This window comes from Psychroserpens sp. (genome assembly GCF_034670085.1).
Lineage (GTDB): Bacteria > Bacteroidota > Bacteroidia > Flavobacteriales > Flavobacteriaceae > Psychroserpens.
Genome location: NZ_JAXMOD010000002.1, coordinates 34,959 through 60,427, shown reverse-complemented (window position 1 = coordinate 60,427; position 25,469 = coordinate 34,959). Strand labels below are relative to the sequence as shown.

Genomic DNA, 25,469 nt, shown 5'->3' with positions numbered 1-25,469 from the left:
ACCTTACTTTTTTTAAGGGTCAACCCTACAAAATATAAGGAATGTCCTTACTTATTGTAAGGACTATTATTTTCTACTCGGTTTATATAAAATTAGTTTTAGTGTAAATATTGTTGCTAGCAACAAATTAATAAATCCATTAACTATTAAACTCTTTTTTGATGAAAAAATCTGCAATATCGATTCCGACTATTTTTATAGTTTTGATGACCATAATTTCCCATGGTCAAGAACTGCCCCAAGTCATTCCGCCATCACCAACTGTAGCTAATTTAATGCAGTTTGAAGAAGTTCCTGTAAGTTATTACACAGGACAGCCCAATATTTCAATACCACTTTACAGTAAGGCTCTTAATACTGAACTAGGCATTAATCTGGCTTTAAGCTATAACACTCAAGGTATAAAAATAAATAATAGATCAGGTTGGGTAGGCACAGGTTGGAGCCTGCAAGCTGGGGGGGTTATTTCTAGAACAGTAAGAGGAATTCCTGATGAAAGCACGTTAAATTCAGCAAAAGGCGTCATGCACTTAGATGATTATTGGGATTATGAGACTATTAGTGTTGAAGACCAATTAAGATACAATTGGCGAGTCGTAGGGAGTAGTACTAATAGAAATGATTCTGAAGTTGACTTATATCAGTTCAATTTTTTAAATTATTCTGGACGGTTTGTTATCATAAAAGAAGGAACCACATTTGTACCAAAACTAATTTCTAAAAGCCATAATTTTAAAATTGAGTTCATCCATACTACAAATTATGTGATCAGTAGTTTTATTGTCACAGATGCTTTTGGATATAAGTTTACTTTTGATATAGTTGAAACTACAACATCTAGTCCTTTCACTGGATCTATTCCTCAAGGTGGTGAAGGTAGTATTTCTTCTTCTGGAGCGGGCTTTGACTACACTGTTAATTCTGCATGGCATTTATCATCTATTAAAACAAGTAACGATTTAACACTTGCTACGTTCAATTATACTACCTCTCAAGAAGATTATGTGGCTTCGGTAAATAGAACTTATAATGAAATAATAGATATAGATAATGCAACTTTAGAACAAGTTTTATCTAACTCATATAATATAGGTCAGCTAAATCCAAAAGCAACCATAAGTAAATTTCATACCAGTGCTCCAACACAAAAACTCTCATCTATAGTTTTTAGAGATTCAACGAAAGTTGTTTTTGACCTCTCCATCAATTCGCATCCCGAAACTGGAGGCGCAGTTTTGGATAAAATTAGAATTGTTGATGCTAGAGATCCAAATAACATTATAGAGAATAAGCATTTCAAGTTTGACTATATAGATTTACCAAATCCAAATCCTGATCGTTTGTGGCTCACAAAAATAACCGAAACAGCAAATGGAATCAACCATGATTACAAATTCACATATAAAAAGAAACATCTCTTACCCGGTTTTGACTCTGTCGAAACTGATGACTGGGGTTATTTTAGTGGAATTGGTTCCTCTACGATTGCATGTGGTAACTCAGAAACTTTCAGTGATCTGAAGATTACCAATGGTTTGTTGACTTCTATTGAATATCCTACAGGTGGTATAAAAGAATTTGTTTTTGAGCATAACTCATATTCCTTCATAGGAAATCAATCTATTACTTATAATGACTATATGGAAAACCCGAGAAATTTAAGTACCCAGTCTGTGAATGACTCTTTTAGTCATCAAAATTTGAATTCCACAATTCCTCGTTCAATTAGCACAGTTATATTAGACTTTGAACAGGATATTTATATCACATCCCACATAACAAATACTACTGGTTCGGCAAGTCAAATTTCAAATTACAGAATTGAACTCATTAAAAATGGGGAAAGTTATAGTGGACTTATGGAGTTAGGTGAAGCCTGTCATATTGTTCGTGATGTACCTGCTGGAAGCTATAACTTAATACTTAGACTTGGAGGAGCAGGAAGCAATATTCTTAACGAAAGCTTCATAATAGAGGGTACTACTGGCATTGATTATGTAGATGCAAATTCAAATATAGATCAAGAAATGATAGGTGGAGGCGTTAGGATTAAAGACATTATTTTTAAAGAAAGTATATCATCTAACGACCATCTGAAAAAAGTTACTTACCAATATGTAAATGATCAAGTTATTGGTGGATTAAATGGTAATGAATCTTCATCGGGTACTATTGATGCCAAGCAAGATCGTTTAGGTAGAAATTATACACATAGTGTAAAAAAACACTTATTTAGTACTGTCGGAAACAGCCCCGGGAGTTTTCTTCCAAGAATAGTTGAATATAGTGTTAGACAGGAAGGTGTTAATGTCGAATTATCACAAGGTTCTTATGTTGGTTACAGAAGTGTAAAAGTATCTGAGGAGAATAATGGTCATACTATGTATGCATTTACCTCTCCATTTGATTATCCAAGTGAATCCAGTACTTTTTCACTTCCACATTCATACCCTCGTGAGAATTTAGATTATAAAAGAGGGTTACTTTCTGAGCAAAAGGTTTATGACAATAGTACACCAGCAAGAATTTTAAAAAAGGTAAGCAATTCATATAATATTGAAGACCCAAATTATGATAATGTTGATTTTATTTTTAAATCTAGATATTCACACAAACCGGATTTATGTGAATACATACAATTTTTTGATACTTATGAAAGCTTTCGTGATGAGATTCCTTCTCAAGGATATATGCCGCTGTGCAATAATTATGCCTGTATCATTGATACATCTATTTATAATTGTGGAGGAGCGATTCCACAATTAGCAACTGATTTTAAATCAGGTTGGGCTCAAATGTTAGGTACTACAACAACCGAATATTTCTATGACGAACAATCCAACCAAACTTCAAGTGTTTCACGCCAGGAATTTGAGTATAATACAGATAACTTCCAGATATCTAAGCAATATTCTTATTTCGATGAAAAAGGTACTGAACAAGAATATCTAACACAATTTTATTACCCCATTGATAATACTTACCCTGGAGGTGGAAATTCTGGTTCAATTAGACAGCAGCTTATAGATATCAACAAAATAAATGTCGTTCTAGAGACAAAAAACAAAAAAAACAACACTTGGTTATCACAGACTTTTAATATATATAATGATTTTGATCAAGATCCTAATAAAAAATTATTACTTCCAGAAAAGATTAAAGTAGGTAAAGGGGCAGTAACACCTGAAGAACGTATTAAGTTCTATGACTATGATGATTATGGAAATCCATTGGAAGTATCAAAAACATTAGGCGCTCATATTACATATATTTGGGGTTACAATGACATGTACCCCATTGCAAAGATAGAGAACGCAACCTATGCTGATGTTAGTAATTATGTTGTAAATCTAAAAGCACTTTCAAATGCAGATGACGATACCACTATAGGCTTTGTTGGGAATGAAGGTAGTCTAAGACAGGCACTCGACAATTTGAGAAATGACCTACTAGATAGTCAGGTCACGACATTTACCTATGATCCAATTATTGGCGTTACCAGTGTCACTGATCCTAGAGGTAACACCTCATACTATGTCTATGATGATTTTAATAGATTGAAAATGATAAAAGACAAGGATGGTAACATCCTTAGCGAAAACGAATATGTCTACAGAACACAAAACTAAACTAACTATGAAAAATTCAATATACATCCTTATAAGTATTCTGTTGCCATATACAATTTTAGCACAGACCACAACCGAGAACCATGTCCAAACAACTACCTACCAAGTTGAAACAACAGATGGTATAAATAAAGCAGGGACAACTATGCCTTTAATTCAAGACGATAAGATTGAAAGCATTACCTATTTCGATGGACTCGGAAGACCAATACAAAGTATTTCTAAACATTCAGGAAGCAATAAACAGGATATCATTGTTCCTTTTGAGTACGACGCTATTGGAAGACAGGTCTTTGATTATCTTCCTTATGCTGACGAAGATCAAGTATTAGGAACAGGAAATCTTAATTACCGTAACCATAACCAATTACTTCTAGATTTGGAAGGTCATTATGCTATTAAATACACTGAGGATATTATCAGTTCTGGTGAGATAAATGCCTATTCAGAAAAAAGATTCGAAGCCTCTCCGCTTAATCGCATTTTGGAGCAGGCAGCTCCTGGAAAAGATTGGAGTATGAATGAAAATCACACCATCAAATTGGATTATCTTGTTAACAAAACAAGTGAAAATATAAGACATTTTATAGTCAATCATCCTGGTGGTAATATGGATGAAGCTAATCTGGCTTATAATGGCATTTATAAAGATGGTGAACTATATAAAGCAATTACAAAAGATGAAAACTGGGAAACATTAGATGCTGAAAATCACACAACAGAAGAGTTTAAAAATAAACAAGGGCAAATTGTTTTAAAAAGAACTTATGAAACTACTGATATTTATGATACTTATTATGTATATGACAATTTTGGAAACTTAACTTTCGTTATTTCTCCTGAAGGATCTGAGAATATTTTAGATTCAAATGACAATGTAATTCAATCAGCATTAGATGATTTATGTTACCAATATCATTATGATTCTAGAAATAGGCTTATAGAAAAGAAAATACCTCAAAAAGGTTGGGAATATATTGTTTATGACATGGCAGATCATCCTATACTTACCCAAGATGCCAATTTGAGAACTAATAACGATTGGTTATTTACCAAATATGACAAATTTGATAGAGTCATTTATACTGGAAAGCATCATTTTGTGCCCAATGGAGGGAACGATAATTCTGGACGGATCGAACTTCAAAACGATGTAAATACAGAAGGTAATTATAGCGAACCAAGATTACTTAATTATATTACTGTAAATGGAACTGATATTTACTATGATAACAAGATTATTCCAAAAGTGGATATTGATATATACACCATAAATTATTACGATGACTATCAGTGGGACACCCAGGATTCTTTTGAGGCTTCATACGAACTAGAAATAGATGCTAATGATGGTTTAGTTGAAACTGGAAATGTGGTTGAGAAGCCTGATGGAGCAGTTGGTGGTTGGAATGCCGGTTTCGAAACTACAGCAACAATAGGAAGTGATGGATATATTCAATGGACTGCTTCTCAAACTGATAAAGGTGTAATGGTTGGTCTCTCAAAGACTAGCTCAGCACCAGATAATAATTACACATCTATAGATTATGCTGTTTTTCTTAGGAAAAATTTCGGATACTTTGATGTATATGAAGAAGGTGTAGTTAAGTACAGTTCGACTTCTACAAGTAGTGTATATTCCGTTGGAGATGTATTCAAGGTTGAACGATATGGTAATCAAATTACTTATTATAGAAATAATATAGCATTTTATACATCTTCTGACTCAAGTACTAGTGCGCTTATAGGTGATAGTTCGTTCTTTGATTCAGGTACTAAAATTGAAAATGTATTTATAGGATATACATTATTAAATCAGCCATTTGCATTAAACACAAAAGGTCTTAGCACAGGTGGGAAAGTGCGAATTCTAGACACGAATAAGTGGACAGTAAGTACCTCATCTTATGATACAAAAGGAAGGCCTATTCATTCTGTTTCAAGAAATGATTACTTAACATCATTAGATGCTTTAAGTAGCTACCTTGATTTTAGTGGAAAAGTTATAAGGTCAATCAATTCTCATGCAACTAAATTTAGTCCATTGACAATAGTTGTTAATGATGAGTTTAGATATGACCATACTGGAAGACTAATCAGACACGAACAAGCTATAAATAATTCACCTTTTGAGCTCATAGCAAAAAACAACTATGATGAACTTGGTCAGCTAACAAAAAAGTATGTTGGTGGAGAACTACACCCTAGTCCTTCGTCTTCATACGCTAACGAAGTAGGAGTTTCCACTTCAACAGATATAATAAACTCGACAGCAAGTGGTTGGGGTAATTCAGGTCTTTCAACTACAAATTCTATTTCGGGAGATGGTTATATAACATTTGAAACTACTGATTTAAATAAACTCTATATAGCTGGTCTTTCATATACAGATACTAACCAACATTGGAATACAATTGATTACGGCATAAGAATATTTTGGAATGGAGTTGTTTCTATTAGAGAAGGTGGTGTAAGTATTAATAATGTAGAAACCACCCATTTTCCTGGAGATAAATTTTCTGTAGAAAGACGTGGTACAACAGTTTATTATCTTAAAAACGGAGAACCATTTTACGTCTCTGGAGTTCAAACTACAAATGCACCTATGATTGGTGATTTATCAATATATAGTTTAGACACTAATATTAAAGATTTTAATATTATAGATTTAGAAAGTGGATTACAAGAAGTAGATTACACCTATAATATTAGAGGTTGGTTAAAAACTATTAATGACGTTAATGACCTTAGAGTAAATAGTGCTATTGAAGATATGTTTGCTTTTAAAATCAATTATAATACAAATGAATTAGATGGCACTCCTTTATATAATGGAAATATAAGTGAAACCTTATGGAAAACTACAAGTGTAGATCCTAATAATCAAGAATATGCAAATAAACGAGGTTATGACTATACCTATGACGCACTCAACAGAATTAAATCTGCTGACTATCATAAGCTTTTAGGAGTAAATCAAAATGATTATTACAATCTTAACAGTATAACTTATGATAAAAATGGAAATATTCTTACTTTAGCTAGAGAAGGTCATACAGATGATAACAATCCTTCTACATTTGCTACAATGGATAATTTAAATTATTATTATAATGGTAATCAATTGCACTCTGTTACCGATAATACAATTTATACAACTGGGTTTAATGATGGTAATATATCAGATAGTATATATAATAACAGTGATGATGATTACCTATATGATGTCAATGGTAATATGATAACAGATAACAACAAAGATATCACCATAACTTATAATCATTTAAATCTTCCTGTAAGTGTTACACAAACTGGTGGTGACATTGTAACTTATAAATATGATGCAACTGGTGTAAAGTTGTCTAAAGCTGTTACGGTAGGCAGTAGTACGAGTAGTACTCAATACATAAATAATTTTATTTATAAAGACAGTAGTTTAGAGTTCTTTTCGCATCCAGAAGGATACGTTGAACTTAATGGAAGTGGTGGCTTTGATTATGTTTATCAATACAAAGACCATTTAGGAAATATTAGACTAGCATATTCTGATATTGATAATAATGGTTCTATCGAAGTATCCAAAAGTGAAATCCTTGAAGAAAATAACTACTATCCCTTTGGCTTAAAACATAAAGGGTATAATAACGTTATTAATGGTACTGACCATAAATGGGGTTTCCTGAACCAAGAAGAAAATGATGAACTTGGACTTGGTTGGCTTACATTTAGATATAGAAACTATATGCCTGAGATTGGAAGGTTTTTTGGAATTGACCCTATAAGTGAAGATTTTTATACAATAACTAATTATCAATTTGCTCATAATAACCCTGTCTGGAAAGTTGAACTAGAAGGTCTAGAAGGAGCTATTACAACACCAAATGCTATAGATGTTGTCAATCAAGAATTTGTTCCGCCACCAGTTTCTAGTGATTTGGGAGGTGCAAATGGAACACCAGCTGATACTAGTAATCCTAATTATTTATCTCCAATTAATAATTATGACTCATCAACTAATGATGTATTCACTTGGGCAGATAGTGATTTGACTGGTAATAACACTTTTGGTGCACCTAGAAATACTAATTGTGCAAATTTAGCTTGTGCTCAAGCTAATGAACTTGGGACTGACCTTGCTGGTCAAGGGAGCACAGGTGAAGTAACCATTGCAAATAGAATTGAAGTATATAATGCTGGTACAGATGAATTACTAAATAGTGATGATGCCATTAATTATATTAACTCGGAATTAGAAAACGGAAATGCTGTTGTTGTAGGTGTTGATTATTCAGGAGGTAGTAATACAGACAATTTAGGAACTGACCATTACGTTACAGTAGTAGGTAGAGATACAGAAAATGGACAAGGATTCTTTTTCTTTATAGAAAATGCAGTTGGTTCAGAAGCAAATGCAACGAATTTTACTGTTAATAGACTTACCCCTAATACTGGAAATTCTAATTTGTCTGGGACAACTACTTATCACGGTAATAGTTATGAAACAACTAGAGTACAAAGAAATGAACAAGAAAACCCATAAATTTGAATTATTATGAATATTTATCGATTATTAATTTTTGCATTATGCTTCACTTTTTACGCATGTGCGCATACTTCTAAGGGAGAAGATGCTAGTGCCAAAACTGAACAACCAAATGAGCTAAACTTATATGCTGAGAACTCGAAAGGAGGGTTTTTACAAATTAAGACTGATGATTCTGGCAATGCTTATTTGAAAATGAGAGGCTCAAATTATTCAAATCACTATTTTGGAACTTTGACAAGTAGAAATGATACAATTCGATTTATTCCAAATAATGCAATATCATTACAAAAATGTAAAAGTGGTAAGTATGGAGATAATACACTTGGAATAGCTTTTGGTAAAGACCAAGAAGCACTAGATTTTATGAAAGACTACAATGTTTCGTTTAAATCTGATTTGATGTCTGAAGTTAAAATACTAGAACTTAAAGGTCTTGAAAACTATATTGATTTACCTAATGAAGAGAATATTTCAATAACTATTGAAACGAATAAAAATAAATTTTTCAAATTTGAGTCTGTGGAGTTTGACCCTAAGACCACAATGCTATGTATCGATTCTAGAAAAAGGTCTACTGAATTTATATTTATTATCAAGGACGATAAAATTACGGCTTCAAATTATTTTGGTAGAGCTCAGATTTACACTCAAAAAGAGTCGCCGTATTAAACTTAATGTCTAACATTAATTTATAAAACCGCGATAAAAGTGTTCCAAAGTTGGAACATGACCAAAATACAATAAGATTAGAGTTAAGGCAGTTTTAAAAGACTGTCTTTCTCTTTTTAAAGTAAATTTTAATGACACCAGAAGAAATCAAACATATCATCCATACAGGAAAGCTTAGTGGCCTGCTCTTCCCAAGATCATTTTAAAATAGACTGTCCCATTTATGGGAATTGGTTATAAATGAGTGATTTAAAATACAAAATCAAATAAAGTTGATTTTTATGGGTTTAACTTAAAAAGAGAAGTAATGTTTTTTACTTCTCTTTTTAGTTTTCCAATATTGAAGGAGTTTTATAAACATGTATTACAAATGTTTTGCTTGTTTTTAATAATTCTAAGTGCTTTTTGTATTTTAAAGCTATTAGAGTATGTTCCAAATTGAATTGGAGAACCATCAAAAATTTCGTTAGGTGTATTACCCCCTAATCTTAATTGTGGTCTTTCATTATTATAAATTGGTATGACTTCTGTCATTACTTTTTCAAGTGAAGTTCTATTACTAATCACTCTTGGATACAGGAACTGATGTTTTAAAACTTTATTAAAGGCTTCTATCATTGAGTTAGAGAATATCACATCTCGCTGAGCGATTCTATGTATGATAGTATCGTTGTATGATTTTAATAGTGAAGCGACATTTCTGTTGACGTTTTCTGATCCACCATCCGTCAGAAACATCGTATTTATAGGTTTGTATTTTTTATAAGCAACTTGTAATAAAGATCTGATGGCTTTTCCAGAGCAACTATTTTCAATACGATAATCAATAATTTTCTTAGAGTAATGATCCATTAAAATATGAATGTAATGTTTTATATAATCTTCTGTTCTGAAAATAGTGACATCAGCACACCAAACCCCATTTGGTCTTGATGTTTTGTGAGGATTATACCTCTTAGATTTTAGATAATTTTTTAGATTAGAAAAACCTAGTAACCTACAATATTTATAAAAGGTAGATAACCCACAGAATAATGAATTATCTCTTATAGCTCTTAAGTAGATACATGACTTTGACCAATCTCTATAACGCTCATCTTCCATATACTCTTTAATCATTTCTACTTCTTTTGGTAAGAGTTGATTAGAAAAACGCCTATTACACCATTTAAAATATGAAGCTTCACATTTATGAATAACAATGGTTTTATAGTTTTGATAAGTGGTTCTTGAAATGTTAAATAGTTTTAGTGCATTATCAATTGGTATGATATTTTTTAAAGAATTAATAGTATTTACTAAAAGCTCTTTTTGATTTTTGAGTAAAGTTTTTACTCCCTTAATGTTTGAAATCACAAAATGAAAAGTATCAGCGAGTTTAAAATAAGCTTCATTAATTTTTTTAATCCTTGAAGTTTGATTTATTCGTTTTATAAGCTCAATATCTTTTTTGATGATTTGATTTATCTCTGAATATAGGTACTTATCATCTGATTCATTTTTCCAACGTGATAAATTTGAACTAGGAATATTAGAAACTTGCTGAGAAGTTAATATATCTTTTAGTAATCCATGTCTAGCAAGATGCTTTATTGATGTGTCCCAAGAAATTCTCATGATATTATGTTATATCAAACTAAATTAGAACCTCTACTAAATCTGTTAATTAATTTTGACTTATAATTTATAAGTCTAAACCTTTAAAATTTTATGGTTTTATCATTATATAATTAATGATAATTATTATTCTTTAATCTTAATTTAACTTATTAGATGAATCCATGTTCGCGAGCTTTCTCAAATAAAAAACTGTCTTGTTGCCTTTCGGCATTAAACAATTGTTTTAATTTTCGCTTTCTACTTTCGATAGCACTATGAGATAAAAACACCATTTTAGACATATCTTTCATTCGTACACCTTTTGATAAATAATACAGTATTAATTGATCACTTTTATCTAAGGAAATATTACATGACATACGAATGCGTAAATGTTTTAGAATGGTAGTACTATAAAAAGGAATATTTTGAATTACTCTATCTATCGCAGTTGTTAAGTCTTTAAATTTCATGTCTCGCTTTAACAAAATACTTTCAGGGTTTAGAGTTTTAAAAAGATTGTGTATTAAGAAATTATCACACTCATGAATTAGGATCATAAGCTGTATGTTTTTAAGACTCTTTTCTAATAAACTAAAAACTTGATTCGTTAAACTTGATTGCTTATTAAATGAATTATCTGAATCAATGCTCAAGAAAACAAGGTTATAATGTTTTGAAGAATTTAACTCGTTTAAAGCGGACTTATAATCATAAACAGATGTCATATTACAAAACAGATCATTTTGTACCGATATGTTTCTTAGAGCTTCTTCAATAGAGTAAGAGATCAACGGTTCTTGTTCAATAATGAGAACATTGGTTAGCTTATTCATGGTTAGTGAGTTTATTCAAAACTAGTATTTAAGATCTCTATAAACATCCAATAATGAGTGAACAGTAATTATGATTTAGTTAAATGAAAATTACTTCTTACAGAAAATGCTTGTATTATTTAACGCTATTAGTAGAGTAATTATTCTATACGTTACATGTTTTCTATAAAAAAATACGTAGAACTACGTATTGATACATGTTTATATTTGATTTATATTGGTTTAATCAAAACACCAATTCCGATGGCACTAAATATTAGTAAGGCTTACTTCATCAAAGAAAGAGATGTTGTTCTCAGACTCGAACCAAAACAAAGCACAAGTAAAAATGCAGCAAACCATCTTATTCTAGGTGACTATGCTCGATACTTAGGAGAAACAAACGGAGATTGGGTCAAGATGAAATGTCGCGGGAATGAGGGATGGTTAAAAGAAGAATGGGTTACTGACAAGCGTATGCTAGAAATTAACTTTGTTGACATAGGTCAAGGCGATGGCTGTCATTTGGTTACTCCTGATGATGAAATTATCTTAATAGATGCTGGTGAAGGAGTTGGATTTGATGGTTCTGGAGGAGATAACATGTCGCGATTTTTAAACTGGAGATATAACTTACGATATAGAAAAGTTACAGGTGTTGATGATGTAACAGATGCAACTGTTGGTGTTAAAAAACCAAAGGATATTGATTATGCCATTATATCTCATCCTGATTTAGATCATTACTATGGCTTTCATAATATTTTTAAGAATAAAAAACTAAAAATCAAAAAGATTTGCCATAATGGAATTGTTGAACGATCCACGCAAGGTATCGATAAAAATACATGGATGTATGACTTAGGCAGAAAAGTACCACCAATACCGGATCAAGACATTTATCATCTATGGGATACTGTCCTTACGGATAAAGAAATGCAGGATTTGATAGCCAAGAACCTGAAATCTGGAAAGTACTATCTAAAGACATTAGTGTCAGCAAAAGAGAATAATCCTGATATTAAGTTTGACTTTCTCGATATTTCAAAAGAGCACCTTGATCATTATAGAGGAAATAATCCTTTGAAATTAGAAATATTAGCTCCAATAACTGAGACGATAGAATTCGAAGGTGAAAAAAGAGAATGCCTTAAGAAACTAGGAAATGAAGGAGAAACAAAAAACGGACATTCTATAGTCTTCAAATTACATTATGGAAAATTAAAAGTGCTTTTAGGAGGAGATTTAAATACAAAGTCTCAAGATTATATTGCTCAGTATTATTCTAAGGATGATAATCTGATGAGTGACCTTGAAAAAGAAATTTATAAATTAAGACAGAAGCTAGTTAGTGATAACTCTCTTTCTGTTGAAAAAAGAAGAAAGCTAAATCAAGATTTAGAAGTACTCAGCATTCAATTAGATTTAATAGTCTCCAAGACAAGAGGGAGGTTTCAATGTGATATAGCAAAAGCATGTCATCATGGAGCAAGTGATGTATTGGACTCATTTTTAAGCGCAATCAATCCTATTGCTACCATTATTTCAAGTGGAGATAATGAATCCCATTCCCATCCACGCCCTGATGCATTGGGTTCTTTTGGAAAAAATAGTCGAGGCAAACGTCCACTTATTTTCAGTACTGAATTAGCTCGAAGTACCAATGAATTTTCATATCCAATAAAATTCTATGCACTACTGAAGAAAATAGAAGAACGCATGAATGCGGCTACAACAAAAAAGGAGAGGGAACATTATGAGTTTAGGATGAATAGACTAAGAGATAGTAATGTAGCAAAGTATGGAATGATAACAGTCAGAACAGATGGAACACAAGTGATTATTGCTCAAAAGCTTGAAAAAAAACGCTCAGATGGTCAGAAATGGGATATTTATGAATTAACATGGAACAATAAGCTTGAGGAATATGAGTATCATGCTAATAGCAATCATTGATTACTATATTCATAATTTAAATTTCATCAAAAAAACTCATAAACTTAGTTATGAGTTTTAAACCCTATTCAATTCTCTTTTTTCATAACTTTTTTTGATTGTTAAGTTTTTGATTAGAATTAGGAGTCTATTTGTTGTTTGCCTGTGGCAATTCGCCACACCATTTACAGTCATATATGAAATGATGAGCATTACTGATATATTCTTTAATGGCTATTCTGGTTTAATATTTTTATAACAAATCAACATACCCTTTGAATTAAAGTATGTTTTTCGTATATTCATGCCTATATATCAGGAAGTTATGAGTATAAAGAATATTGGCATTTGGATTCGTGTAAGTAGTACGATGCAGGTTGAAAGCGAGAGCCATTTGCACCATGAAATGAGAGCAAAATCTTTTGTAAAATCTCGTGATTGGAAAATCGCAAAAACATATCGTCTTGAAGCACTTAGTGGTAAATCGGTTATGGGATATGATGAAACTCAACGGATGTTAGCTGATATTAAGTCAGGAAAAATAACGGGTTTGGTTTTCTCTAAAATTGCAAGATTAGCACGAAACACTAAGGAGCTAATTGAGATTTCAGAAATATTCAGGGAGTATGATGCCGATTTAATATCTATGGATATGTCGATTGATACGTCTACTCCAATTGGTCGTCATTTCTTTCGCTCAATGAGTTCAATGGCTGAATGGGAAAGGGAGATGATTGCTGACCGTGTAGCTGGCTCAGTGTTAACCAGAGCAGAACTTGGCAAGCATATCGGCGGACAAGCTCCATATGGCTTTAAGTATGAGAATAAGAAACTTGTAATTGACCCTGATGAAGCACCGATAAGGAAATTGATGTTTGAATTGTTCTTAGAACACAAAAGAAAGAAAACTGTTGCCCGTCTCTTAAACGATAAAGGACATAGAACTAGTAGAGGAAATAAATTCACTGACTCTACGGTCAAGAGGTTACTCACTGACCCTGTTGCAAAAGGTTTGCATATTATGAACAGAAGATATAGTTCTGCATCCAAACCAAATAAATTCAAACCTAAAGAAGAATGGTTTTTTCATGTAGTAGAACCCATCGTATCAGAGGAGGTTTGGGATAGTGTGAACAATATCATTAACGCACAGAAGAAAAATCATAAACAAGTTTTGAATACCAGAGTCCATCTTTTTACTGGATTTGTATTTTGTCATTGCGGCTCTCGAATGTACACACGATACAATAGTGAAAACTATGTGTGTCATTCATCATGTGGAAATAGAATACGCAAAGATGACTTAGAAGAAATTTTCAGAAGTGAATTGCACGCCTATACGGTATCTGAAAACAAAGTTGATGATTATTTCAAACGACTAAAAATTGTTCTTAAAGACAGAGAGAAAGAGCTACTCAAACTTCGTAAAGAGAAAGAAAAATTGGACAAGCATATTGAAAGCATTCTATTGCTTCATACGGAAGGTAAAATTACTACCGAATCCTTTCATTCATACCATCAAAAACCATATGAACAAATTTCACAAATTGATATTCGTATTCAAGAATTAGAAAATGATATTTCTCTTGATATTAATTCAAAAAAATCGACGAATGAGGTTCTTAAATTAGCCAAAGGTCTTTTTGAAAAATGGACTTCATTATCTCATGCTGAAAAACGAGAAGTGATAGAAACCATAACAGAAAAGATAATCGTGGGTAAAGATGAAATCAATATTCATCTTTATAAAATTCTACCCAATAGCCAACCACACCAAATTTTTGAATCAGGAACAAATGGGCAACATACTCTTTCAAATGTAGCACTTGTTGGAGGTGGAAGCTATCCGCAACCAGGTGAAATTTCATTATCACACAATGGTGTGTTGTTTTTAGATGAATTGCCAGAATTTAAGCGTGAAGTTTTAGAAGTCATGCGTCAGCCTCTTGAAGATCGAGAAGTTACGATTTCAAGAGCAAAGTTTACGGTTACCTATCCAAGTAGTTTTATGTTGGTAGCTAGCATGAATCCAAGTCCTAGCGGTTATTTTAATGATCCAAATGCTCCTGTAACATCGTCTCCTGCTGAAATGCAACGTTATTTAAGTAAGGTTTCTGGACCTTTATTGGACAGAATTGATATTCATATAGAAGTAACGCCTGTGCCTTTTGAAAAGCTGTCAGATGAACGTAAAGGCGAATCTTCTGTAGCCATAAGAAAGCGTGTCACTGCGGCTCGTGAACTACAAACCAAACGTTTTGAAGACTCAGAAAGTGTGCATTATAATGCGCAAATGAACACCAAGCAAATTAGAAAGTATTGCAAGCTAGATGAGGCTTCGATGCAATTGCTTAAAACAGCAATGGAACGGTTAAATTTGTCGGCTAGAGCTTATGATAGGATTTTAAAAGTATCAAGAACAATTTCAGATTTAGAGGCTTCAGAATCCATTAATGGATCTCATATTTCTGAAGCTATACAATACAGAAGTATGGATCGTGAAGGTTGGTTGGGATGATTCGTTACTCCTTCAAAAAGTAATTAGTTTCGCCGTCTAATCGTTCCCATTCCATGTTTTCAGCTTTAAAGCTATAAGGAACAGAAGCAATTTGATTGGTTTTGGTAACTTCAAAAATCATAGTAGTTCCTAGCTTAGAAAAGTGCATGTATTCGTTTTCTGAAATCGCTAATAACTCAACTCTGGGTAGGTCAACGCGGTCATCTTTTCGCTTGTAAAAGAACTTGCCATCTTCTAACCAGAATTTTCTCGGACCATAATTCCCTGAATATCTTTTGTGTTGTCTTAATAATGAGTCTTTGCCTTTTTTGGCAGTATATTTTAAATGAGACAATATGTTTTTTAGATAGGCGTGTTTTGGATTTTCGGTGTAAGCTATTTCGTAAAGACGTTCTGCTTCTGTAAAATTGCCTGCTTCAAAAGCTTCATTTGCTGATGTAATACTTGAATCTAGTTTCCAAAAAATATTAGTAACAGTTCCATTCCAATAATTTGTTGAATTAATAAAACCTATTGGCTTATCATTATCATTTTTAATAAGTTCATAATTCCAAGTCGATTCTCCAACATAGCCACCACCTAAAGAATTGGGTCCCGAAGGAAGTAAGGTTTGCATGCGCTGATGCGAAATGTACTGTATAATGCGGTCGTTTTCAATCCATAATTCTAAGGATTGTTCATTTTCATTTGAAATGTATTCACCAACGAATTGTTCTAAGTCTTCCGTTTTAGGATTATTAGTATTGAAATGAGCTATTATAGAATCGTAGACTTTGATTCGAATTGAGTTTTTTGGGTTTTGAATTTTTAATTCTTCAACAAGCTTTTCGGCACCTTTAATATCTCCACTAAATATTAAGGGTTCTAATTTCATTTGTGCAATATTAGGACTTATAATTTCGTAAGGTTTCAAGGCTTCTAGAAGCTCTTTTTCTTGACCGTTTATAAGGGTCGCTTTTGCTAAATTCGTACCGTTATCACCTTTTGGATCTTGTTCGAAAAGTTGTTCAGATTTTTCTAAATAAGCCTTTACTTGTTTAGTGTTCCCGTATATAGAAAATAACACCTGATTGTAAAATTCATTATTCGGATCAACTTCTAATTGTAATTTTACTTGCTTCTCAGCTTCATCATATTTGTTGTAAGCTAAATTTCGTTGAATAAATACCTCTAATTGTTTTTGTAGTGGCAGTTTGTTTTTTAACGCAAATGCTCTGTCAATAATATCTTGAGTCTCAAGTTTGCCTTTGTTATAAAGGCTATTGCGTTTTGCATTTTCAAGATAGGCTAAGGCGAAGTTTTTGTCTAATTCGTATGCTTTATAGTAATTTCCGTTAACAAATGCTTCTATTGCGGGAAGTGAACTACTCATAAATTCATCAATTGGTAAATCAAGATAATTTACAGCATTGCTCTCAACATAGCCAGCTTGGGATGTAATAAATACGCTAATGTCATCAAGTAGTTTTAAAAAATCAGTTCCTTTAATAATGTGTTCATTTAGCTTTTTTCCATTACTTGCTTTTCTAATAAACGTTTTAATTTCATACTCGTTCCCAACTTTTTTGTAGGAGCCGTCAACGTAAAAATCATAAAATAATGAGGCTTCTCGAATTTTTGTGGTTGTTGTTGTAAAGTGTGCAAAATCAGGACTTAAACTCTTGTTTTGCAATAAATCTTCATAGAGTAATTTGCCAATGCCATAACGCATCCATGTTGTTGTACTGTCCTCGACTTCTTGTTTATAACCATAAATTGGAATTCCAATTCTAAATTCTTCTTTAGTGATTGTCTTGGTTTCTACTTGGCCTTCAGAATTTTCAAAAGATACATTCTTGGTTGTAGCTCCAAGATCACTATTTCCAAATCCGAAATATAAAGTGACTATCAGTAAGATGATATTAAGTGGAATGATAATCTTTTCTCTAAGCTTTAATATGCGCTTGTTAATACGCTCTTGATTGTGGAGATATATCAATAGTGATGGTACTATTCCAATAAAAATCCACAACAAGATATCAACCCAATGTGGTGAAATGCTATAGCGATTTAAAATCCAATCGATAAATTGCAAAAAGGTCCAAGCAGCAACTAAATAGGCTGCTAAAAACTTTAGAGTATTTATCCATTTTTTCTTATTCGTAAACATAAATAGGGTTTAAAAAACTAAAATCGAAGATAATAATAATTAATGAAAACTATTATAAACGGCTGAGCTATCTCTTGAGCAAATGCATTATATTTAAAGTCAATTCTTTAACTAATTAAAAATGTATAGATATAAACTCTTCTTTTGTCTTTGTTTTACTGTGTTATTAGGTTGTGTAGATTCTAAAACTGAAGAAAAACATATGGAGACTTCAGAAATTAAGGCTGTTGAAAAGGTGGCTGTTCCAATATTGAATCTGGAGGAAGCTAATCGATTAGCAAAATTACCACTAGATTGTATTCAAACGGAATATCCAAACAAGCTCAATCAGGTCATTGGTGGTGACGAAGATTTACAATCGCCTCAAGCATTACATCCAGCATTTTATGGCTGCTTTGATTGGCATTCTGCGGTACATGGTCACTGGAGTCTGGTGAGTTTATTGAAGCAATTTCCTGACTTGAATGCTAGAGAAGAAAGTATAGCAATGTTGCTTGAGAATATGTCTGAAGAGCATATGAAAATTGAAGTCTCTTATTTTTTCGGTAAGCACAATTCATCATGGGAGAGGACTTACGGTTGGGCTTGGTTATTGAAATTAGCTGAAGAATTGCATACTTGGGAAAATCCTAACGCGCGAGTACTAGAATCTAATTTACAACCACTAACAGACGTAATAGTTGGGAAGTATTTAGAATTTCTACCGAAACTAAATTATCCAATTCGAGTTGGAGAACATCCAAATACAGCGTTCGGTCTCTCATTTGCTTACGATTATGCTAAAACTGTCGGGAATACAGAGTTAAAAACGCTTATTGAACAACGAGCTAAAGACTTTTATAGTAATGATGCTGGTTGTCCGTTGTCTTGGGAACCTAGTGGATTTGATTTCCTGTCGCCTTGTTTAGAGGAAGCCGCTTTAATGAAGCGTGTTTTGTCTTCCGAAGACTATAAAATATGGCTTGATAAATTTCTTCCCCAATTAAAAAATAAAAATTTCACTGTTGAAACTGGAAAAGTTAGTGATAGAACCGATGGAAAACTAGTGCATCTAGATGGTGTGAACTTTTCTAGAGCCTGGAGTTTAAATGAAATAGCAAAAGATTTACCTGATTATGTGCATTTAAAAAATGTAGCAAATCAACATATAAACTATACCTTACCAAATATTGTTGGTGATAGTTATGAAGGAGGTCATTGGCTTGGAAGTTTTGCCATTTATGCCTTAAATTCTGTGCAGCGTGATTAAGAATTGGTTTAAAAATATTGGGCCAGGACCACTTGTAGCTGCTGCGTTTATTGGGCCAGGAACAGTAACGGTCTGTACACTTGCTGGTGTTAATTTTGGTTTTGCGCTACTATGGGCAATGGTGCTATCCATTTTAGCAACAGTAGTTCTTCAAGAAATGGCAGCTCGATTGGGTATTATTTCTCAGAAAGGATTGTCTGAAGTTATTCGTTCTCAGATTTCAAATCCAGTTTTGCGATCACTCGCTATTATCTTAATCTTGTCCGCAATTGTAGTAGGAAATGCAGCCTATGAAGCTGGAAATATTAGTGGAAGTATTTTAGGTTTAGAAAATTTGTTTGGCACACAAACTGTTCAATTTGGGTCATTACATCTAAATTTGTACAGTATTGTAATTGGAGTTGTTGCTTTTGTGTTGCTCTATATTGGTAATTATAAAGTGTTAGAGAAAACATTGATTTCTTTAGTAATTTTAATGAGTATAGCTTTTTTGATTACAGCTATAATGACAAAACCTGATTTAACTGAAGTCTTGAAAGGGTTGTTTGTTCCGAAATTTTCAAGTGAAAGCGTTTTGACGGTTATTGCACTTGTAGGAACTACGGTTGTGCCATACAATTTGTTTCTTCACGCTTCTCTAGTAAAGGAAAAATGGAAAACAGAAACTGATCTCAAATTTGCTCGTAAAGACACCATTATTGCTGTGGTTTTAGGTGGAATTGTATCTATGTGTATTATGATTTCTGCAGCAGCTATCAAATCTTTTGAAGTTAATAATGCTGCAGATTTAGCTAAAGGACTCGAGCCTCTTTTTGGAAACTTTGCATCTGTTTTTTTATCTGTTGGATTATTTGCTGCTGGAATAACAAGCGCAATTACAGCGCCTTTAGCGGCTGCTTACGTGGCTTCAGGTTGCTTGGGTTGGGACTCTAATATGAAATCTAAACGATTCAGGTTGGTTTGGGTATTTATTTTAGTATTAGGAGTGGTATTCTCGTCTATTGGTTTTAAATCCATTGAGATTATCAAATTCGCTCAAGTAGCAAATGGCTTGCTTTTGCCTGTTATTGCTGGGTTTTTATTGTGGATTATGAATAAATCATCAATCCTTGGGAAGTATAAGAATACGGTTTTCCAGAATATGCTAGGTTTTGTAATTTTAGGGATAGCGATATTTTTAGGAATGAAAAGTATTTTGAAAGTATTTAATTTTATTTAAAATGAAACATATAGATGTCAATTGTGATTTAGGTGAAGGTATTGGTAATGAGGCTTTGGTAATGCCTTATCTGTCTTCGTGTAGTATTGCTTGTGGTGGACATGCAGGAGATATTGAAACAATGACAAGTGTTGCGAAATTAGCTAAAAAGCATAACGTTAAAATTGGAGCACATCCATCCTTTCCGGATAAAGAAAATTTTGGCAGGACAATTGTAGAAATGTCTTCTTCCGATTTGTATAAGTCTTTAGAAGAGCAAATCAATTCTTTAATTGAAGTGTTAGAGCTAGAATGTGTTAAGCTGAATCATGTGAAACCACATGGAGCTTTATATAATTTAGCATCCATTGATAAAAAAACAGCGCAGATTATAGTAAGTGTGATCAAAAGTATTGATAAAAACTTAATTCTTTACGCGCCTTATCAGTCCATGATTTCTAAAATAGCAATTACTGATGGATTGAAAGTAATGTATGAAGGCTTTGCTGATAGGAATTATAATGAAAATCTAACTTTGGTTTCAAGACAAAATTCTGATGCAATAATTTATGATGCTGATCAAATTTTTGACCATGCATTTAGAATGATTTCGGATGAAAAAGTAAAGACAAAAAGTGGAGTAGAAGTAGAGCTAAAAATTGACACAATTTGTGTTCATAGTGATCATGAAAATGTGATTGAAAATTTGAAATTTTTTACAAGTAAATTAAAGCAAAATTCTATAAATATTTTGTAACTTTTGAGGGATTTTAAACTTACATATCATCGCTTTTCTGAACGTTCAATATTGGTACAATGGCCTCATAAAATTGATAAAATCATCCTAAATGACGTGTTGATTTATAAAAATCACCTCTTAAATTCAAATATTAAATCTTTACTTCAGGTAAATATCGCATACAACTCGATATTAGTTATTTACGATGTTACTATTGATAATATCAATGATGCCTTTTTAGCATTAAAAATGTTATATTCGACAAGAGTAAGCATAAAAACACAGGACTTGAAGCACTGGAAAATTCCAGTGTGTTATGATGACAAATTTGGAATTGATTTAGAAGAAATTTCAAAAGCAAAACAACTCTCAAAACTTGAAATTATTAAGATTCATTCTGACGTAATTTACACTGTTTTTTTCATCGGATTCTTACCTGGATTTTTGTACTTAGGTGGACTCGATAAACGACTGTATTTTCCACGTAAAAAAAGCCCGAGATTGGAAGTTGAAAAAGGAGCAGTTGCAATTGGAAATGAACAGACCGGAATTTATCCAAATTCGAGTCCTGCAGGTTGGAATATTATTGGAAATTCACCTTTAGAATTTTTTTCTACCAAATCAAAGCTACCTTGTTTTGCAAAGGCAGGTGATACAATTCAGTTTGTTCCTATTGCAATTGATGCTTATAATGACATGTCAGAAGCAATAAAAAATGGAACCTATAACTTAGAAAGCGAAATTGCTGATGATTGAAGTGCTTAAATCGGGTTTATATGACACAATTCAGGACTTAGGACGTGTTGGAGTTCAAGACTATGGTATTCCTTATGCTGGAGCTATGGATTTGTATTCGGCCAAAGTTGCAAATACTATTTTAGGTAATCCAATATCACATGCTGTTTTAGAAATTACCATTATGGGTCCTAAGCTAAAATTCAATTGTAGTACAGAAATTGCCTTGTCTGGAGCTGATTTAAGTCCAAATTTAAATTCCAAACCTATAAGAATGAATACACGAGTTCGTATTCATAAAAATGATGTCTTGTCATTTGGTACGCTAAACTATGGTTGTAGAAGCTATTTGGCAGTTAATCGAGGCTTCCAAACTGAGTTTATTATGAATAGTTATAGCATGTATAAGGATATAACAAGACATTTCAGATTACAGAAAGGTGATTTTCTTCCTGTTATAGCAGATAATGATAGTCATGATAATGAATTGGGATCATTAAAAATTGATGAAGACCATTTCGATGTTAATGAAATCGAAGTTTTTAAAGGAATGGAATACAATTACTTAACAGAATTAGAACAAGAGACGTTATTTTCAACTCAATTTACGATATCTCAAGATAGTAACAGAATGGCATATCAAGTCAACGAAACTATTGAAAATAAGATGATGCCTATTACGACGTCATTAGTGTTGCCAGGCACAATTCAATTAACACCTTCTGGTAAACTATTAATTTTAATGCGTGATTGTCAAACTACTGGAGGATATCCTAGAATTTTACAAGTTTCAGAACAATCTATAAATCAATTATCACAAAAGATTTTTGGTGAAAAATTTAGGTTGAAATGCATTGATTAGTAAGAAAAAACCTCGAAAATTGGTGATTTTTTGGTTTTATATTGAGAATTTCAATACATTAGACTACAATTAACTTAAACCAACATTTATGAAAAAATTAGTATTACTTATTCTAGGATTTATTTTAGGTGCTTTAGCGATGTATTTTTATTTTCATAATGATAAAAATGAAGAAAGTATGGATGAAACACCAGTTCCAAGTGGCATAATTAAGCCGGCAGAAATTAAAACATTAACAGAAGCTTACGATCCAAGGTATGAGGCAATTAACGACTCGGTATTTAAAGGAGTTGAAGGAGGTGACAACAGGTCGTCTTGGTATTCTCTTGAGGATTTGCAAAATTTCCTTACACTAGCTGAAAAACAAGCCACCGATTTAGGTTATACTATGAATGGTGTAAGAATTTACCCAGGAGCACACCCTCAAATTGATGGTGTTCCAGGATATTCTACATTTCTTCTTGTGCCAACAGGCTATGAAAACCAATCCGAAGGAAGTATGGTTTCAGCATTAGTAGGAGGTAATGGAGATATTATTGGAGGTAATGGTTTAAACCAAGGAGAAGAAGGAGATCCTCCAGGAATTAACTATCCTCAATAAGCTATAAATTTTTGGAAGAGTTTCTACTTAATCATAAAACATCAATTACAAAATCTGTAGAAATTCTTGCAGCCATTTTTGGTTCTTATTATTTAATAAAAACGAAAAACAAAAAGCTGAGTGTATTTGTCTATTATTTATGGCTAACAGTCATAGTAGAATTCATAGCCGAATACACTCATCTTATGCTTAATAATTACGACTACGATTGGTTTGTGAGCCTTAAGAACAGTGGGTTTTGTAGAAATATATGGTTATATAATATTTATTCATTTTTAGGTATTGGATTACTAGGTATTTTTTATTCAGATTTACTAATTAGTAGGACGTTTAAGATTATTGTACGGTTTATTTTTATAGTTTATTGTGGATTTACGTTGGGTTATTATTTATCTTCGGAAGCTTTTTTTACGCCCTCTGATAACTATGATTTTATAGTATCTACAATAATTATTAGTATTTATATCATTTTGTATTTTATAGAGCTTATGAGGAGTGAGTATATCTTGAAGTACTATACCTTACCTTCGTTTTACATTAGTGTAGCTTTATTGTTTTGGAATATCTGTGCAACACCTTTGTTTATATTTAGTAATTATTTTAAAGCGATAAATGAGAATTTTGTTAACTTCAGAAATTTAGTTTTATTAATTATAAATATTTTCGCTTATTCATGTATCATATTTGGTTTTTTATATCCACTTTACAAGAGCAAACAATCCTTAAAGAACATATAACATTAATTGCTTATGTGATTTTTGTTGTCTTGTTATTGGCTGTTATGGTTATCTTGTTTTTTGTGACCTTTCAGAAGCGAAAAAACAAATTGCTTTTAGATCAGATTGAAGCTCAAAAGGCCTTTGATGAGGAAATTTCAAGAACACAATCTGAAATACAAGAGCAAACCTTAAAACATATAAGTTGGGAATTACACGATAATGTTGGACAGCTTTTAGCCTATGCCAGCATGCAACTTAATATGTTAACTTCAAAAGCACCAGATGACTTAAAGAGTAAGGTGAGTGAGACTTCAGATATCGTAAAAGAAAGTCTTAAGGAAGTCCGTTCCTTGTCTAAATCGTTAAATAATGAGGTTATTTTGAATATGGGTTTTGAGGAAACTATTTCAAACGAGTTGAATCGCATAAAACGCATGAAATTCTCTACTGCTGAATTAATTATTAAGGGTACTCAAAAAGCAATCGAAAACAAAAAACATGAAATTGTTTTGTTTAGAATTCTGCAAGAGTTTTTCTCTAATTCAGTTAAATACTCTGAAGCCGAAGCTCTTAGTGTCACCTTAGATTATCGAGATGCTCAGTTAGAAATAACGGTTATTGATGATGGAAAAGGATTTGATATTCCTTCAGCTGAGAAAGGTTCAGGATTAATTAATATGAAAAGTAGAGCCAAATTAATTAATGCCACTTTTGATTTAGTCTCACAACCAAACAATGGTGTGAGCTTAACAATTAATTACCCATTTTAATGGTCACAAGCATTCCAAATAGGATCATTTGGTAAAGGTGCTTTTACATCAATAGGTACTTTAGAAACTGGATGTTCAAATTGCAAACGTCTTGCATGTAAGCTAATACTTGCATCCTTATTACTACGATCAAATCCGTATTTTAAATCCCCTTTTATAGGCGAACCAATACTTGCTAATTGGCATCTGATTTGATGATGTCTACCAGTTTCTAATTCTATTTCTAAAAGAAAATAATTGTCTAAGGCCTTGAGTACCTTATAGTGCAAGACCGCTTTTTTGCTATCCTTAATCTCCTTACTGTAGGCAGTAGATTTATTGTTTTTAGGATTTTTTTTAAGCCAATTGATTAAAGTGTCTTGAGGTTGTTCAGGAGCATTTTTTACAATGGCCCAATACGTTTTATTAGCCTTTTTTTCTGCAAAAAGTTTATTGAGTCGAGGCAAGGCTTTACTAGTTTTAGAAAACATGACAATGCCTGTTGTTGGTCTGTCTAAGCGATGTACGACACCTAAATACACATTCCCAGGTTTATTGTATTTGTCTTTAATATACTCCTTTACAACTTCACTTAAAGGTTGATCTCCAGTTTTATCACCTTGAACAATATCACCAGCACGTTTATTAACAATAATAACGTGATTATCCTCATAAATGACTTGTAAATTAGATTTGGTAGACATGTTAGACTTCTTAGTCATGTTAGATTTTTAGATAGTTAGGCAATTAAAACGTT

The 25,469-nt window shown here is 32.4% G+C and carries 15 protein-coding genes and 2 pseudogenes; 13 read left to right on the top strand and 4 right to left on the bottom strand.

The window, feature by feature from the left end; all coding sequences use genetic code 11:
- Positions 1 to 161 precede the first annotated feature (161 nt).
- From VOI25_RS04035 to VOI25_RS04025, 3 genes are read left to right on the top strand one after another with little or no spacing between them, the layout of a single operon-like run.
- On the top strand, positions 162 to 3,629 hold the full coding sequence (locus VOI25_RS04035) for an RHS repeat domain-containing protein (RefSeq protein WP_323787685.1): 3,468 nt from the start codon (positions 162 to 164) through the stop codon (positions 3,627 to 3,629).
- A gap of 7 nt (positions 3,630 to 3,636) precedes the next feature.
- On the top strand, positions 3,637 to 8,169 hold the full coding sequence (locus tag VOI25_RS04030) for a DUF6443 domain-containing protein (RefSeq protein WP_323787684.1): 4,533 nt from the start codon (positions 3,637 to 3,639) through the stop codon (positions 8,167 to 8,169).
- A 12-nt stretch (positions 8,170 to 8,181) separates the two neighbouring features.
- Positions 8,182 to 8,844, top strand: coding sequence for a hypothetical protein (locus VOI25_RS04025; protein WP_323787683.1), 663 nt, complete (start codon positions 8,182 to 8,184; stop codon positions 8,842 to 8,844).
- Between the two features lie 351 nt (positions 8,845 to 9,195).
- On the opposite strand, the gene VOI25_RS04020 is transcribed toward VOI25_RS04025, so the two are convergent.
- The gene (locus tag VOI25_RS04020) at positions 9,196 to 10,461 is read right to left on the bottom strand and encodes a DDE-type integrase/transposase/recombinase (RefSeq protein ID WP_323787682.1); all 1,266 of its coding nucleotides are present in this window, start codon (positions 10,459 to 10,461) and stop codon (positions 9,196 to 9,198) included.
- 152 nt (positions 10,462 to 10,613) lie between these two features.
- Positions 10,614 to 11,279, bottom strand: coding sequence for a hypothetical protein (locus VOI25_RS04015; protein WP_323787681.1), 666 nt, complete (start codon positions 11,277 to 11,279; stop codon positions 10,614 to 10,616).
- 399 nt (positions 11,280 to 11,678) lie between these two features.
- On the opposite strand from VOI25_RS04015, the gene VOI25_RS04010 reads away from it, so the two are divergent.
- From VOI25_RS04010 to VOI25_RS04000, 3 genes and pseudogenes are all read left to right on the top strand, one after another.
- On the top strand, positions 11,679 to 13,214 hold the full coding sequence (locus tag VOI25_RS04010; RefSeq protein WP_323787680.1) for a ComEC/Rec2 family competence protein: 1,536 nt from the start codon (positions 11,679 to 11,681) through the stop codon (positions 13,212 to 13,214).
- 283 nt (positions 13,215 to 13,497) lie between these two features.
- A pseudogene (locus tag VOI25_RS04005) lies at positions 13,498 to 14,325 on the top strand (recombinase family protein); the annotation flags it as partial.
- A 549-nt stretch (positions 14,326 to 14,874) separates the two neighbouring features.
- A pseudogene (locus VOI25_RS04000) lies at positions 14,875 to 15,711 on the top strand (YifB family Mg chelatase-like AAA ATPase); the annotation flags it as partial.
- A 4-nt stretch (positions 15,712 to 15,715) separates the two neighbouring features.
- Here the strand turns inward: VOI25_RS04000 and VOI25_RS03995 are convergent.
- Entirely contained in the window at positions 15,716 to 17,860 is a 2,145-nt protein-coding gene (locus VOI25_RS03995) for a hypothetical protein (protein ID WP_323787679.1), read from the bottom strand.
- Positions 17,861 to 17,981: 121 nt separating this feature from the next.
- Between VOI25_RS03995 and VOI25_RS03990 the strand changes: the two genes are divergently transcribed.
- The 7 genes from VOI25_RS03990 to VOI25_RS03960 all read left to right on the top strand — a co-directional run bounded on the left by VOI25_RS03990 (position 17,982) and on the right by VOI25_RS03960 (position 24,733).
- Positions 17,982 to 19,109, top strand: a complete 1,128-nt coding sequence (locus VOI25_RS03990; protein ID WP_416376061.1) for a DUF2891 domain-containing protein — start codon at positions 17,982 to 17,984, stop codon at positions 19,107 to 19,109.
- Positions 19,102 to 20,328, top strand: coding sequence for an Nramp family divalent metal transporter (locus VOI25_RS03985; protein WP_323787678.1), 1,227 nt, complete (start codon positions 19,102 to 19,104; stop codon positions 20,326 to 20,328). The genes VOI25_RS03990 and VOI25_RS03985 overlap by 8 nt, the downstream gene beginning before the upstream one ends.
- A 1-nt stretch (position 20,329) precedes the next feature.
- Entirely contained in the window at positions 20,330 to 21,064 is a 735-nt protein-coding gene (gene pxpA / locus VOI25_RS03980) for a 5-oxoprolinase subunit PxpA (RefSeq protein WP_323787677.1), read from the top strand.
- 3 nt (positions 21,065 to 21,067) lie between these two features.
- The gene (pxpB, locus tag VOI25_RS03975; RefSeq protein WP_323787676.1) at positions 21,068 to 21,802 is read left to right on the top strand and encodes a 5-oxoprolinase subunit PxpB; all 735 of its coding nucleotides are present in this window, start codon (positions 21,068 to 21,070) and stop codon (positions 21,800 to 21,802) included.
- A complete protein-coding gene (locus VOI25_RS03970; RefSeq protein WP_323787675.1) occupies positions 21,795 to 22,643 on the top strand; it encodes a biotin-dependent carboxyltransferase family protein in 849 nt (282 codons plus the stop codon). Before pxpB ends, VOI25_RS03970 begins: the two co-directional genes overlap by 8 nt.
- Positions 22,644 to 22,731: 88 nt before the next feature.
- Positions 22,732 to 23,244 carry a hypothetical protein gene (locus VOI25_RS03965; protein ID WP_323787674.1) on the top strand — a complete coding sequence of 171 codons (513 nt, stop codon included), beginning with the start codon at positions 22,732 to 22,734 and terminating at the stop codon, positions 23,242 to 23,244.
- A 673-nt stretch (positions 23,245 to 23,917) separates the two neighbouring features.
- On the top strand, positions 23,918 to 24,733 hold the full coding sequence (locus VOI25_RS03960) for a sensor histidine kinase (RefSeq protein ID WP_323787673.1): 816 nt from the start codon (positions 23,918 to 23,920) through the stop codon (positions 24,731 to 24,733).
- Here the strand turns inward: VOI25_RS03960 and VOI25_RS03955 are convergent.
- Complete coding sequence (locus VOI25_RS03955; RefSeq protein WP_323787672.1) at positions 24,730 to 25,434, bottom strand: RluA family pseudouridine synthase; 705 nt, start codon at positions 25,432 to 25,434, stop codon at positions 24,730 to 24,732. The genes VOI25_RS03960 and VOI25_RS03955 overlap by 4 nt on opposite strands.
- Positions 25,435 to 25,469: the final 35 nt, after the last annotated feature.